15 protein-coding genes are annotated in these 13,833 nt (G+C 69.8%); 11 read left to right on the plus strand and 4 right to left on the minus strand.

Annotated elements, in window-relative coordinates; translation table 11 throughout:
- The first annotated feature begins 36 nt into the window (after positions 1-36).
- The 3 genes from V2J18_RS02375 to V2J18_RS02385 all read left to right on the plus strand — a co-directional run bounded on the left by V2J18_RS02375 (position 37) and on the right by V2J18_RS02385 (position 2,899).
- A complete protein-coding gene (locus V2J18_RS02375) occupies positions 37-885 on the plus strand; it encodes an N-acyl homoserine lactonase family protein (RefSeq protein ID WP_336130819.1) in 849 nt (282 codons plus the stop codon).
- A 71-nt stretch (positions 886-956) separates the two neighbouring features.
- Positions 957-1,154 (plus strand): hypothetical protein, encoded by a 198-nt coding sequence (locus V2J18_RS02380; RefSeq protein WP_336130821.1) that lies wholly within the window; start codon positions 957-959, stop codon positions 1,152-1,154.
- Between the two features lie 299 nt (positions 1,155-1,453).
- The gene (locus V2J18_RS02385; RefSeq protein ID WP_336130822.1) at positions 1,454-2,899 is read left to right on the plus strand and encodes an XVIPCD domain-containing protein; all 1,446 of its coding nucleotides are present in this window, start codon (positions 1,454-1,456) and stop codon (positions 2,897-2,899) included.
- 69 nt (positions 2,900-2,968) lie between these two features.
- On the opposite strand, the gene V2J18_RS02390 is transcribed toward V2J18_RS02385, so the two are convergent.
- The gene (locus V2J18_RS02390; protein ID WP_336130823.1) at positions 2,969-3,946 is read right to left on the minus strand and encodes a GAF domain-containing protein; all 978 of its coding nucleotides are present in this window, start codon (positions 3,944-3,946) and stop codon (positions 2,969-2,971) included.
- A 358-nt stretch (positions 3,947-4,304) separates the two neighbouring features.
- Here V2J18_RS02390 and V2J18_RS02395 point away from each other — a divergent pair, with 358 nt between their 5' ends.
- The 7 genes from V2J18_RS02395 to V2J18_RS02425 all read left to right on the plus strand — a co-directional run bounded on the left by V2J18_RS02395 (position 4,305) and on the right by V2J18_RS02425 (position 8,909).
- Entirely contained in the window at positions 4,305-4,952 is a 648-nt protein-coding gene (locus V2J18_RS02395) for a DUF5671 domain-containing protein (protein WP_336130825.1), read from the plus strand.
- Positions 4,949-5,386 carry a hypothetical protein gene (locus V2J18_RS02400; protein ID WP_336130826.1) on the plus strand — a complete coding sequence of 146 codons (438 nt, stop codon included), beginning with the start codon at positions 4,949-4,951 and terminating at the stop codon, positions 5,384-5,386. Before V2J18_RS02395 ends, V2J18_RS02400 begins: the two co-directional genes overlap by 4 nt.
- A gap of 341 nt (positions 5,387-5,727) precedes the next feature.
- Positions 5,728-6,054 (plus strand): DUF2834 domain-containing protein, encoded by a 327-nt coding sequence (locus V2J18_RS02405; protein ID WP_336130827.1) that lies wholly within the window; start codon positions 5,728-5,730, stop codon positions 6,052-6,054.
- Positions 6,041-6,877: a helix-turn-helix transcriptional regulator gene (locus V2J18_RS02410; protein WP_336130828.1), complete on the plus strand. Its 837-nt coding sequence runs from the start codon at positions 6,041-6,043 to the stop codon at positions 6,875-6,877. Before V2J18_RS02405 ends, V2J18_RS02410 begins: the two co-directional genes overlap by 14 nt.
- 122 nt (positions 6,878-6,999) lie before the next feature.
- Positions 7,000-7,131 (plus strand): hypothetical protein, encoded by a 132-nt coding sequence (locus V2J18_RS02415; RefSeq protein ID WP_261370169.1) that lies wholly within the window; start codon positions 7,000-7,002, stop codon positions 7,129-7,131.
- Between the two features lie 151 nt (positions 7,132-7,282).
- Entirely contained in the window at positions 7,283-7,651 is a 369-nt protein-coding gene (locus tag V2J18_RS02420) for an alpha/beta fold hydrolase (protein ID WP_336130829.1), read from the plus strand.
- A 274-nt stretch (positions 7,652-7,925) separates the two neighbouring features.
- Complete coding sequence (locus V2J18_RS02425) at positions 7,926-8,909, plus strand: glycoside hydrolase family 6 protein (RefSeq protein ID WP_064749216.1); 984 nt, start codon at positions 7,926-7,928, stop codon at positions 8,907-8,909.
- Positions 8,910-8,976: 67 nt separating this feature from the next.
- Here V2J18_RS02425 and V2J18_RS02430 read toward each other — a convergent pair whose 3' ends face one another.
- Positions 8,977-9,936: a LysR family transcriptional regulator gene (locus V2J18_RS02430; protein WP_336130832.1), complete on the minus strand. Its 960-nt coding sequence runs from the start codon at positions 9,934-9,936 to the stop codon at positions 8,977-8,979.
- Positions 9,937-10,072: 136 nt separating this feature from the next.
- Between V2J18_RS02430 and pcaD the strand changes: the two genes are divergently transcribed.
- A complete protein-coding gene (pcaD, locus tag V2J18_RS02435) occupies positions 10,073-10,873 on the plus strand; it encodes a 3-oxoadipate enol-lactonase (RefSeq protein WP_336130833.1) in 801 nt (266 codons plus the stop codon).
- A gap of 15 nt (positions 10,874-10,888) precedes the next feature.
- Here the strand turns inward: pcaD and V2J18_RS02440 are convergent, their stop codons facing one another.
- Together V2J18_RS02440 and V2J18_RS02445 are read right to left on the minus strand one after the other, a co-directional pair.
- A complete protein-coding gene (locus V2J18_RS02440) occupies positions 10,889-12,703 on the minus strand; it encodes a diguanylate cyclase domain-containing protein (RefSeq protein WP_336130835.1) in 1,815 nt (604 codons plus the stop codon).
- A gap of 177 nt (positions 12,704-12,880) precedes the next feature.
- Positions 12,881-13,786: a LysR family transcriptional regulator gene (locus V2J18_RS02445; RefSeq protein ID WP_064749220.1), complete on the minus strand. Its 906-nt coding sequence runs from the start codon at positions 13,784-13,786 to the stop codon at positions 12,881-12,883.
- Between the last annotated feature and the right edge of the window lie 47 nt (positions 13,787-13,833).

A 13,833-nucleotide genomic window follows, 5' to 3' on the forward strand; every position in this document is an offset into this window, starting at 1 on the left:
GGTCAGTTCCTTCTTCCTTTCCTTCTGGACTAAGCCATGACTTCTTGGTTGAAGCGGTTTTCGCTCGCGCTCGCTTTGGGCGGCGCGTTCTCGTCGGCGCCGGCAGCCGCACCGGCCGTGCCGGAGTTGCGCCTGTACGCGATCGATTGCGGCCGCGCGCAGTTCGACGACCTGGCCCCGTTCGCCGACACCGGCGAATACGAGGGCCATCCCGGTACCTTGATGGCCTCGTGCTTCCTGATCCGCCATCCCCAGGGCGACCTGCTGTGGGACGCCGGCCTCGGCGACCAGCATGCCGGATCGCCCGAGGGCGTGCGCCTGCCCCTGTTCCGCGCGGTCGTGTCCAAGACCGTGGCTTCGCAGCTGCAGCAGTTGGGTCTGAGCTTCGACGACATCGACTACTTCGCGTTCTCGCACGGCCATGGCGATCACCTCGGCAATGCCAACCGGCTGCAGAACGCGACCTGGATCGTCAACCGCAAGGAGCTGGAATGGCTCAGCGCCACACCGGCGCCGGCGCGCACCAATCTCAAGCTGATCGAGGCGCAGAAGCAGGCCAAGACCGTGCTGGTCGACGGTGACCACGACGTGTTCGGCGACGGCTCGGTGCGGATCTTCAAGGCGCCGGGGCATTCGCCGGGCCACCAGGTGCTGCTGGTCAAGCTGCCGCGCAGCGGCGCGGTGATGTTGTCGGGCGATCTCTTCCACTCGCACGAGAACCGCAAGCATCGCCGCATGCCGGTATTCAACGTCAGCCGCAGCGATACCCTGGCTTCGATCGAGCGCATCGAAGGCCTGTTGCGCCATCATCGCGCTCGCCTGGTGATCCAACACTCGACCGAAGACTTCGCCAAGCTGCCGGTGCTGCCGGCCTACCTGGATTGAGCGGTGGCCGGCTTATCGCCGGCGGCGCGGTGTCGTATCCTGGCGCCCTTTCACAAACCGGAGCGATGCGCGTGGAATTCGAGACGATCGGAGAGGTAGTGCAGGTCGAGCAGGTGGCGGACGTCAATCAGCGTCTGCAGGACGGTTGGGTCATTCTCGCGATCGCCACCGGCCATCGACCGGGCGGTGAGCCGTGGATTCAATACGTCATGGGCCTGCCGTACGAGGACGAAGACGAGGAAGACGAAGAGGAAGGCGAGGACGACTGAGCCGTCAGTCCGCTCGGAGTCTCCTCACGAAGGCGGCCGGTTCGACCGGCCGCTTTTTTGTTGGGCCGCCGCCGCGACCGCCGGCGACGGCCATCGCCGAGCGCACCCTGGCGCGGCCCGGCAGGCGCCGAAGCGGCACCGCCGGGCCGCAGATGAACGCCGCCGGCGGCGGCGCCGCGCATGCGTGTGCCTTGCAGGGGCGCGTTCCTGCAGCGGAAACGGCCTCGGCGTCGATGGCCGGGCCGGCGAGGATTTCCCGTTAAGGCGCACATAAAAAGTCGGCCGACGGGAGCGGAGCCATGGGGTACGAATTCAAGACCAAACAGCTGCAGAGCGGCCAGAGCGTGCAGTTGGTCAGTTGGGACGACCGGCCCCTGACCGATCACCGCGAACTTCAGCACAAGCCGTGGCTGCCGACCGACACCCGCGCCAGCGTCGGTTTCTACGACTCCACCGTCGAGTACATGCGCAACGACTGGGCGCGCCAGCACATGCAGCCGCAGGCGGCCCATCTGGAAGCGGGCAGCGTGTTGTTGTACTACCACGGCGACAGCAAGACCTGGCACAGCACCGACGCGCTCGACATCGACCACGTCAGCCAGTGGCGCGATCACTTCGGCGCGCTGGGGGTGGCGAACCACGCCGAAGCGCACATGGCCTACAACGACGTGTCCAACCTGCGCATGCTGCCGTCGGTGATCAACCGCGCCCGCGACTGCGCCGACAACGTGTTGACCCAGTACGGCGCCGATTCGCAGGAGTGGCGGACCTGGGTCGAGCAGCGTTTCGCCTTCGATCCCAACGCGCACCATCCGGCATTCGATCCCGATCGCGACCAAGCGCGACGGACCCAGGGCACGTTGGGCACGGCTTGGTCGCCGGACGAGGGGCGCACCGGCTTGAGCTTCGATACCCGGGTGGTCGGCAAGTGGTTCGAAGCCGAGCTGAAAAATGCCTATGCGGGCAGCGTGCCCATGCGCAACCACCAGGGCGAGGTGCAGGAGGTGCCGCTGTTCCGCTGCGCCGCCTCGGGCCAGCTGTGCACCCGCGACGCACTGGACATCGACCACAAGGTCCCGTTCGAGCTGCTGTCGCAGAAAATGCTGGAGCACGCGCCGAACGGGCAGTTGAGCAAGGCCGATGCGCTGGACGCCTACAACGATGTGTCCAATCTGCGGCTGGTCAGCCGCAGCACCAACAGCTCGCACGAGTTCGAAGTCGATATCCGCAACGAATATCGCGATCACGAGGAACCGGAACGCCCCGGCGAGTTCGACGATTTCATCGACCGGGACGCGATGGACGTGGACCTGGACCCGGTCGTGGCGCAGCAGGCGCGCGAACTGGGCAGGAACTACCAGCCCATGCCCTGGCTGAACGAGCACGGCCATCCCGACAAAGCGCTGTACGACGACGTCCTGAACAAGCTCGGCCAGACCGATTTCGGCCGGAACATGAGCGATACCCAGCGCGAAAACGCGGCCGGTGCGCTGGTGTTCGCCGTGCGCAACGAGCGTATGGGCTCGGTCGATGCGGTGGCGCAGAGCTTGGACGGCCAGGCATTGTTCGCGGTGCAGGGGTCTCTGCAGCATCCGCTCGGGATCGCGCCGGTGTCGAAATCCGACGCGATGGCGCAGTCGATCGGCATCAGCACGCTGAAGCTGGAAGAGCTGCCGCAACAGCAGAACCCGACGCAGAACGCCCAGTCACCGCATCAGCAGCACCACCGCACGATGATGCAGTAAGCGCGGCCGGGCGGGGCCGGGCCGGAGCGCCGCTGTAGACCGGATCGCCGGTGGCCGTGCGAACGCGGATCAGGCCGCGGCCGCGTGCCGGTTCTTCTCCCGGCTCAAGGCCGCATCCGCGCGCAGGAACACCGCGCCGGGCGCTTCGTCCGCGCTCGACGCGGCAGCGGTGCCGATCAGCACCGTCAGGCCGTCGCTGCGATGGCGTTCGACGGTTCGGCGCAAGGCTTCGATGCGGGCCTCGACATCGCCGCCGACGAGGGTGGCGACGAACTCGGGACTGCAGCTGACCCGATCGATGTGGTCGCCGAGGTCTTCGCGCAAGCAGGGCTCCAAGGCGCGGCCGAGCGCTTCGAGCGATTTCTCGGTGGCGCGTTCGCCGAACCGCGCGCATGTGCCGGCGTAGTCCTGCAACTCCAATATCGCCACCGTGTAGGGCGCGGACGCGGCGGCCGCCGTCGAGATCGGCGCCGGCGTCGCGGCCGCGATTGCGGCCGGCTTGGCCAGCAAGGCATCGATTTCGGCCTGATGCTCGCGCGCGTGCGCGTCGATCAGCTCCATCGCGATGCGCGACAACGATGCTAGCCCCGCCCGCTGTTCGTCGCTGAGCTCGCGCGGCTCGTTGTCGAGCACGCAGACTGTACCGATGGGGATGCCTTCGTCGGTGACCAGGGGCGCGCCGGCGTAGAAGCGCGCGATGTCGTTCTGCACCATCGGCAGGCCGGCGAAGCGGGGATCTCGGGCCAGGTCCGGCACCTCCAGCAACTCGCCCGGATTGCGGATCGCGTGGTCGCAGACCGCGAGGCTGCGCGCGGTCTCGCGCTCGTCCAGCCCGAGCCGTGCCTTGAACCACTGTCGGTCGCGATCGACCAGCGATACCAGCGCGATCGGCGTATCGCAGACCGTGGAGGCCAGCTTGACCAAGTCGTCGTAGACCGGTTCGGGCAGGCTGTCGACGATGCGCAGCCGATCCAGTGCGCGCTGGCGTTGGCTTTCGGGGATGTTGGGGCGATGAGCGACGGTGGAATGAGGGGCGGGGACGGACATGGCGTGAGCGTAATGCCGGCGCGGCGGCTTGCGTTGCGACCAGTGATCGCCGATGCGCCGTTAGCGAGGGGTGAATCTGCCGTGCACGCGGCGATATGCGCGACGGTTCGCACAAACCCGCTCCGGCGTGCGTCATCGTGCGGTCAGGATGCGAGCGAGCAGCCCGCACCGGTACGGGCGCATGCGCGGTCGTTGCGGTTGGCTGTCGCGCAGTGGGAAAGCGCAGGCCTCGCCTGCCACGAGCCGGGCGCAGATCAGGCTCCCGTCGGTATCGTTTCGCGCTACTTGGTCCGGGCGGGGCGCCGGTGCCGGGCGACCTTGCTATGGTCGGGGCGTCGCCACCGAGGAGTCGTCGATCATGGCTGCGGGCAGTCAGGAACTGGAGGGCTTCGTGCGCGAAGCCCTGATGCGCGGGCAAAGCAAGGAGGCCACCGCGCAGGCCTTGGCCGCGGCGGGCTGGAGCGCCGAACAGACCCGCGGCGCGCTGGACGCCTACGCCGACGTCGGCTTCGTCCTGCCGGTGCCGAAGCCGCGCGCCTCGTTGTCGGCGCGCGAAGCCTTCGCCTACCTGGTGTTGTTCTCGACCTTGTACCTGGTCGCGTGCAGTCTCGGCAGCCTGTTGTTCGACTTCATCAACCTGGCCTGGCCGGACGCGGTCGACGACTACGGCTACTGGCGGCGCAGCATCGACGACTCGCTGCGCTGGGCGGTGTCGGCGCTGAGCATCGGCTTTCCGGTGTTCGCCTTCGTCGCCCATCGTGTGGCCCGCGACGTCGCCCGCCATCCGATCAAGCGGCTGTCGCCGGTGCGGCGCTGGCTGACCTACCTGACCCTGTTCCTGGCCGCGACCGTGCTGATCGGCGACATGACGGTGCTGGTCTACAACCTGCTCGGCGGCGAAATCAGCCTGCGCTTCCTGGTCAAGTCGCTGGTGGTCGGCGCCATCGCCGGCACCATTTTCGGTTACTACCTGTGGGATCTGCGTCGCGAGGAGAATCAGGCATGAGCGCCCCCGTCGGACGTTGGCTGTTGATCGTGACCGGCGCGGTGGTCGCGGCCTCCTGCATCGCCGCGGTGGCGATCATGGGCGGACCGGACACCCAGCGCGAGTTGCGCCTGGACCAGCGGCGCGCACACGAGCTGCAACAGATCAAGCGCGAAGTGCGCGAGTACTGGGAAGCGAACGCCAGGCTGCCGCGCGATCTGCCGGCGCTGGCGGCGCAGCCGGGCGTGGCCTTGTCGGTGGCCGACCCGGAGACCGCGCAGCCCTACGGCTACCATCCCGGCGAGGGCGCGCGGTACCGGCTGTGCGCGCGATTCGCCGCCGACACCGGCGACGAACGTCGCCGCGACGCCATGCGCTACGGCGTGGAATGGAACTGGCGTCATCCGGCCGGCCCGCATTGCTTCGAGCTCGATGCGGCCAAGCCGGCCGACTGAGTGAGCGCCCGCTCCTCATAGTCCTGATCGTCGCCGTGCCCGGATTCACCGGATTCACCGGCTTCGCCGTGAGTCCGGTCGCGTCGCCCGGGCCTTGTCCGGGATGTTCGCGGCGCGGGCGATGCACTCGCCGCAGCGCGCCTGCCGGCCCTGAGCCCATCGTCCGGCGCAGCGAGCGCCGCGCCGGACGCTAAAGATTCCGACAGCGCCGCGCCTGGGGGTGCGATTCCATGAACCCGGGCGACGGCGGCCCGTCGCATCGCCCCCGTCGTGGCGTCGGCGCTGGGCGGCGACTATGCTCGTGGCCGGACCGATCCGACGGCCGAAACCTGGGAGAGCCCGTGCGCGCTGTGTACGCCCTGTTGTGCGTGGCCGGCACGTTGTGGCCGTTGGCGCAATTCGCGCCCTGGCTGAGCGAGCACGGCCTGGATCTGCCCTTGCTGATTCGCCAGGCGACGGCCTCGCCGGTCGCCGCCTTCGCCTGGAGCGATGTGCTGGTGTCCGGCGCGGTGGTGGTGGCGTTGATCCTGGTCGAAGGACGGCGTCTGGGCATGCGCCGGCTGTGGCTGCCCTTGCTGGGGCTGGGCGTCGGCGTGTCGCTGGCGCTGCCGTTGTTCCTGTTCTTGCGCGAACGCCATCTGGCGGCGGGCGGCCATGGCCGAGTTTGAAATCCGTCGTCTGCTGGACACGGCCAGCGTCGCGGTGCGCGATGTGCGCTGTCGCGGCGAATGCCGCCACCGCAGCGGCGAGGAATGCGTGTCCGCCACGCACGTGGTGTTTCCCTATCGCGGGGTCTACCTGCGCCACGTCGGCAGCGAGCAGTCGGTGGCCGACGCCAATCATGCGCTACTGTTCAACGCCGGCGAGGGGTATCGGGTCAGCCATCCCGTCAGCGGCGGCGACGCCAGTCTGGTGCTGGTGGTGGCGGCGCCTTTGCTGCGCGAACTGGCGCCGGCCGGTCTGCTGCGGCCGCGAGACGAACTCGGATTCCGGCGCCAGTCGGTGCAGATCGATCCGCGCGCCCAGGCCCTGGTCGCGTTGCTTCGCCACAGCCTGGAACACGGCCGCATCGAATCGCTGGAGGCCGAAAGTCTGGCCCTGACCTTGGTTTGCCGCACTTTGGGCCCGCGATCAGCCCACGACGGAGGCGCTGGGCCGGCCCGGCGACGACTGGTGGACCGGGTCAAGGTCCTGCTCGCCAGCGACCTGGGCCGGCGCTGGAGCCTGGCCGAGATCGCCGCCGCCATCGGCGGCTCGGCGGTGTATCTGACCCAGGCATTCCAACAGGTCGAAGGCGTGCCGCTGTATCGCTATCACCTGCGCTTGCGGTTGGCGCGGGCCTTGGACCGCGTGGCCGACGCCGAGGATATGTCGGCCTTGGCCCAGGACCTGGGCTTTTCCAGCCACAGCCATTTCGCCGCCGCCTTCAAACAGGCCTACGGCCGCAGCCCGAGCGCGTTCCGCCAGTCCGCGCGCGCCAAAAGTACTTGAGCGCCGCGGCTCGCGGGCCCGGATCGCGATGCACGCCGATCGCTAAAGATTCCGACAGCGCCGCCGGCGCGCGAATGGTCTGCTGTGCTGGCCCGATCGACGGGCGAGACCAGGAGAGCACCATGAACGAGAAGACTTGCGCGGCCTGCGACTATCCGCTCGACGAGAACGCCATCGAAGTCCGCATCGGCGGCGAGACGGTCGAAGTCTGCTGCGAAGAATGCGCGCAAAAGCTGCGCGAAGCTCAGGCGTAGCCACGACCGGCGCCGATTTCTTCGCCGCGCGCCGGACGGTGGCCACATCGTTCGGCGCGATCGGCCCTGTCGAACGCGGCAGCGGCCCGGCGGCGCTGTTCGTCCACGGCGCACTGCTGAACGGCTATCTGCGGCGGGGCGGCCCGACGAGTTGGGCGCCCGGGACGACACCATCGGGACCTGTCTGCGCCGGTTCCTGGATTCGCCGCAGCGGCTCGGCGAACGGGAACGCTTCGTCGGCGCGTTCGATGGCCGGCACACGCTCGCGGCCGAGGACGGATTGCGCCGCCTGCACGCGCCGACCCTGGTCGCCCGGGAAACGGACGATGGCTACTCTCCGCAGCAGTGGTCGCATTGGCGGACGCAGGCGATTCCGGGCGTGCGCCGGCGGGTCGAGTCCGAGGGCGCGCGCATTTTCTTCCACGAGGCGCGTGCGCAAGCATTCGATCGCGAACTGCGTGCCCAGCGGCAAGCGGCGGCTGCGCCCGCCGCGGCGGGCGTCGGGACAGCGCCGGCCTGAGGCGGGGACGACGCAGCCGCCGCCGCGTCGAAGCTTCGTCGCCGGCGCAGTGCTGCGTCGGCATGACGTTTGTAAGCGCGGAGCCGTGCACAGTGAACGCCGTCGCTGTGCTGCGATATCGATGCGCGGCCCGATCCGAAACTGTGAACGCCGCGCAGATGCGTCGGCGCGCGAGCGGTCATGGTGCGCGATGCCGGCCGGCGCGGCGTCGCGCGGCCGGCGTCGCGGCGGCTCCGCCGCGGTCCCCCGCCCGACGCCATCCGCAGGAGGAACGATGCAACAACCGCATTCGGCAACCGCAACGGCAACCGCCTCGCGCCGGTTCGCGCTCGGCGCCCTGGCCTGGGGCCTGGCGATGTTGGCGCCCGGCGTCGCGATCGCGGCCAATCAGGGCAGCGGCTTCTATGTCGACCCGAATTCCAACCCGGCGATCTGGGTGCGCGATCATCCGGCCGACGCGCGCGCCGGCAAGATCCGCAACGCCATCGCCAGCAAGCCCATGGGCCGATGGTTCGGCAACTGGAGCGGCAACATCGGCACCGCGGTGGCGACCTATGTCGATGCGGCGCGCGCGGCCGACAAGCGGCCGATCCTGGTCGCCTACAACATCCCCGGCCGCGACTGCGGCAGCCACTCCGGCGGCGGCGCCGGCAGCCCGGAGGCCTACCGGACCTGGATTTCGAGTTTCGCTTCCGGCATCGGCGACCGCCGTGCGGTGGTGGTGATCGAACCCGACGCACTGGCCCAGCTCGACTGTCTGCCGGCCGACCAGCGCAGCGTCCGCATCGGCCTGCTGCAGTACGCGGCGCGCGAGTTCAAGCTGCGCGCGCCGAATGCGCAGGTCTACCACGACGGCGGCAATGCGACCTGGATCGGCGCCGACGAGATGGCGCGGCGGCTGAATTCGGCCGGCGTGCGCGATATCCGCGGCTTCGCCCTCAACGTCTCCAATTACCACACCACCGCCGCGTCCAACCATTACGGCGCCGCGGTCGCGGCTTCGCTCAACCGCCAGTTCGGCTATGCCAAGCCGTTCGTGGTCGACACCAGCCGCAACGGCAACGGCTCCAACGGCGAATGGTGCAACCCGGCCGGGCGCAAGCTCGGGGCGACCTCGCAGGCCAGCGCCAACGGCGCGGAAATGTTGCTGTGGTTGAAAGTGCCGGGCGACTCCGACGGCCAATGCGGCATCGCGCCGAATACGCCGGCCGGGACGTTCAATCCGGAGTTGGCCGTGCGCCTGATCGACGGCTGGTAGGGCCGGGCGTGTCCGGCGGCGGCGCGGTGCCGCTGCCGGATGCGTGGGGGCCGAGCGGCGCGGCCGGTCACCGCTTGGCGCGGCGCGTCCCGGGGCCGGCGCTCGCCCGCGCCGCCGCAGAAACCGTACCGGCCGACGCCAACGGCGCCTGCTCGGCCAGGTATCGCCACAGCCGCGTCGCGACCGGACCGTGCGGGCGGTCGTTGCGCCGCGCGGCGACCAGTTCTTCGCGGCGGCCGGGCAAGTAGCGCCCGGCGATCGACAGCAGGCGGCCGTCGGCCAGTTCGTCCTCGATCAGGAACCGCGGCAGGTGCCCCCAGCCCAGGCCCTGCAGCACGATCTCTTTCTTCATCGCGTGGTCGGCGACCGTGCATTGCTGCGCGCCCTCGACCAGGAAGAAGTCGCGCTGCGGCGAATGCCGGGCGCTGTCGCGGATCACGCACTGGGTGTAGTCGCGCAGTCGCTGCGGGCGGATCGCGCGCGACGGCGCGAACGACAGAAAGCCCGGCGCGACCACCGGCACGAACGGCACGGTGCCCAGGTCGATCCAGTCCAGGCGCGGGTCGCCTTTGTCGATGCGATGCAGGATCAAATCGGCGCGGTCGTCGAACAGACGTTCGGCCGGGCCGCCGACCGCTTCGAAATGCAGGTGCAGGCGGGTGCCGGGCTCGGCGGCGAAAAAGCGGCCGAGCAGGCCCAGCAGCGGCGGCCGGGGGCACAGGTCGCCGACCACCACGTGCAGTTCGCTTTCGGCGCCCATCGCCAACTGCGCCGCATGCGTGCGCAGGCCTTCGAACTCGCGCAACACGGCCTGGGCGCGGCGGTGCAGCGATTGCCCGGCCTCGGTCGCCCGCACCCGATAGCCGCTGCGGTCGAGCAGGTCCAGGCCGAGCTGGCGTTCGAGTTTGGCCACCGCGGCGAACACCGCCGGATGCGAGCGGTGCAGGACCGCGGCCGCGGCCTGGAAACCGCCTTCGCGGATCACCGCGTCGAAGCATTGCAGGTCGTGCAGGGTGAATCCGCTCATGTCGGTTCTATCTACAAAGACTGTGCGATCTTTGTAATATCCAGACGGGTCGGCCGCAACTAGCCTTTGCGTCACAGCCAGGCCGTTGCGGGAGCCGCACGAGGCGCTCCCCAGCCATCGACACAGGAACCGACCCATGAAAACCGAACATTCGTTCTTCACCACCGGCGACGGTGTGCGCCTGGCGTACCGCCTCGAAGGCGCCGCCGACCGGCCGACGCTGGTGCTGTCCAATTCGATCGGTACCGACCTGCGCATGTGGGACGGTCAGATCGCCGAGTTGGCGCGACGTTTCCGCGTGCTGCGGTACGACGCGCGCGGCCACGGCGCTTCCGGCGTGCCGGTCGGCGCCTATTCGCTGGATCGGCTCGGCCGCGACGTGATCGAGCTGATGGACGGGCTGGGCATCGGTCGCGCGCATTTCCTCGGCCTGTCGCTGGGCGGTTTCGTCGGCCAGTGGCTGGGCGTGCACGCGCCCGAGCGCATCGATCGGCTGATCCTGGCCAACACGTCGTCGTACCTGGGGCCGGCGCCGCAGTGGGACGAGCGCATCGCCGCGGTGCGGCAGGCGCAGGACATGCGCGAAACCGCCGAGATGTTCCTGCGCAACTGGTTTCCGGCGCCGATGCTGGCGCGCAACGACGCGGCCATCGAGCCGTTCCGCGCCATGCTGCTGGCGACCGACCGCCAGGGCTTGGCCGGCAGCTATGCCGCGGTGCGCGACGCCGACCTGCGCCGCAGCATCGCCTTGATCGTCAATCCGACCCTGGTCATCGCCGGCGAGCACGATCCGGTGACCGCGGCCAGCCACAGCGAGGCGATCGCCGCGACCGTGCCCGACGCCCGCCTCGCCGTGTTGCCGGCCGTGCACTTGTCCAATGTCGAATACCCGCACGAGTTTCTCGGCGAAGTGCTGAGTTTCCTGCGCGCCGCCTGAGGCCGCGCGATGGGCTCAACCGCGCGCGGCGGCGCGCGGCGCGGCGTCGGCGGCGACCGCCTGCAGGCAATAGGTATTGCGTTCGCGCTTGGCGCAGTACAGGGCCGCGTCGGCGGCCGCGAGCAGCTTGGCGGTCTCGACGGGCCGGTCGGCATAGGCCACGCCGATGCTGGTGGTGACGCTCAGCTCGCGTTCGCCGATCGCGATCGGCCGGCGCATGCGCTCGATCAGCTTGCGCGCCACCGCTTCGGCGGCCGAAGGCACCGCCGCATCCTCGATCAGCACCACGAACTCGTCGCCGCCCAGGCGCGCGGCGAGATCGCCGGAACGCACGCAGCCGAGCAGGCGCTGGGCGAAGCTGCGCAGCACTTCGTCGCCGGTGGCGTGGCCCAGGTTGTCGTTGATCTGCTTGAAGCGATCGATGTCCAGGTACAGCAGCGACAGCGAGGCGCCGCGATTGAGGCCGAGCACGGCCAGGTTCATGCGCTCCTCGAACTGGCGCCGGTTGGCCAGGCCGGTGAGGGCGTCGAAGCGCGCCAGGCGCTCGAGTTCCTGCCGGCTGGCCTCGAGCGCGCGTTCGGTTTCGACCCGGCGGGTGATGTCGCGCCCGGCGTAGATCGCCTCCATGCCGTTGCCGTCCTCGGCGGGGATCGCCCGCGTCACCGCTTCGATCCACACGTAGTGGCCGTTCTTGTGGCGGATGCGGTAAACCGCGGTGCGCGGCTCGCCGCTGGCGATGACCTCGGCCAGCAGGCGTTGCTGGCGTTCCAGGTCTTCCGGATGCACCAGCGATTCGCGCGAGCCGAGCATCTGCGCCGGCTCCCAGCCGAGGATGTCGCGCGCGGAAGGCGAAACGTACACGCGCTGGCCGTCGGCGCGCATGCGAACCACCACGTCGTGCGAGTAGTCGGCCAGCATGCGGTAGCGGCGCTCGCTGTCGCGCAGGCCGGTGACCAGGCGCTTGCGCTCGGCCATCGCCAGCGCGACCGGGATCGTGATCAGGCAGCCGCCGGCGATGTACAACTGCAGCAGGGCGATGCGCCCGGGCGTGTCGACGTCGGCCAGCCACAGTGGGCCGTGGCCGAGCGCGGTGGCGACGCTGCCGATCAGGGTCAGCAGGACCACGCCGACCGCGACGCCGGCGAAGCGGTGGCGGATGGCGCCCAGCAACAGCGGCGGATAAGCCAGGAACAGCAGCGGATACGACGACAGGAACACCGCCAGCGCGATCGCGGCGAGCAAGGCCATGGTCAGCAGGAACGACAGACCGCGCCCCGGCGCAGTGAACATGCGCCGCCCTTCGCGCTGCGCGACCAGGGTGGTGGTGGCGAAAATGACCAGGCCGACCACGTGCGCCGAGAACCAGGTCAGGAATCCGGGCCAGAACGGCGCCGCGTGCAGCACGCGCATCGCCCCGGCCGCCATGAACCCGGACACCGCGCAGGCGAGCAGGGTGCTGGCGGTGGCGATGCCGCCGAGGCTGATCCAGCGCTTGGGATCGCCGACATCGGGCACGAAGCGGCGCACCACGCCGGCGAGGATCAGCGCTTCGATCAGATTGGCCGCGGCGACGACCGCGGCGCTGACCGCCTGATCGCCGACGCCCAGCCGCACCGCCAGCTCGGTCGCGGCGGCGGCGCCCAGGTACCAGGGCCAGCGCTCGGTAGGGCGCGACAGCAGCCAACCGACCAGGATGCCGTTGCCGATCCACACCGCCGACAATTCGCCGGGGCCGCGCGACAGGGCCATCGCGGCCCAGGCCGACACGCCGGTCAGCAGCGCCATCAGCAGCGCGTCCCAGCCGATGCGTTTGGGTTCGATGGACGACACGATCGCGTTGATCGGCGCGCGCGGGACGGGCGGAGCCTGCGCCCGCGCTCGCGCATGCTCCTGCGGGGCCAGCGCTGAGCATGGCCCCGGCGGCGTGACCGGACGATCAACGCGGGGAGGAATCGGGCCGGGCCGGGCGGCGTCCCGGTGCGGTTTTGTGATGCATCCGGCGTTTTATCAGGCCTGCGCGACGCGTTTGCCTGGGCGCGGGTAGACCGATTCCGGCGCCGTCTGCGCCATCTCGCCGATCAGCTCGCCGAAGGCCTGGGCCGCCGGGCTGCGGCCGCGTTCGCTCCAGACCAGCGAGAAATCCACTTCCGGCAGGGGCGGCAAGGCGTAGCGTTCGGCGACCAGCTGCATGCCGGGCTCGAGATCGTCGCGGGCGATGGCGGTGATCGCCAGCCCGGCCAGCGCGGCGGCGTGGATGCCTTCCTGGCTGTGCGAGGTGAACACGACATGGCCGTCGATGCCGGCCTGCTCCAGCGCCCGCATGCCGACCCGGCGATGCACGCACGGCGGCGGAAAGAACGCGAACGGCAACGAGCCGCCGGCCGGCGGGGCGAAGTTCTCGGCGGCGACCCAGACCAATCGGGTGCGTCGCAGCAGCCGGCCCGGCGACTGCGCGCCGGCGGGGCGCTCGGCGATCAGCACGGCCAGGTCGAGTTCGTCCGCTTCCAGCAGTGCGGGCAGATCGAGGTTGGCGCTGACGCTGACCTCCAGGCGCACCTGCGGATAGGCCTGGGCGAAGCGGCTCAGCAGTTGCGGCAGGCGTTCGCGCATGAAGTTCTCCGGCGCGCCGAAGCGTACCGTGCCGGCCACCGGCGAAGGATTGAAGCGCCGGCCGAGTGCGTCCAGCGCCTGCAGGATCTGCCGGGCATGGATCAGGAACTCGCGGCCGTCCTCGCTCAGGTCGAGCTTGCGCGTGCTGCGCGACAGCAGGCGCCGGCCGACCTGCTGTTCCAGCCGGCGGATCTGGTGGCTGACCGCCGACTGGGTCAGGTGCAGGCGTTGTGCGGCGCGGGTGAAGCCGCCGGTTTCGACGACGGCGACGAAGGTGCGCAACAGGCTGGGATCGAAGTCCATGGCGGCGTATGCATGACGGCCGTTAATGGCGCGGACGAAATTAAATC

Source organism: Lysobacter firmicutimachus (assembly GCF_037027445.1).
GTDB classification, from domain to species: domain Bacteria; phylum Pseudomonadota; class Gammaproteobacteria; order Xanthomonadales; family Xanthomonadaceae; genus Lysobacter; species Lysobacter firmicutimachus.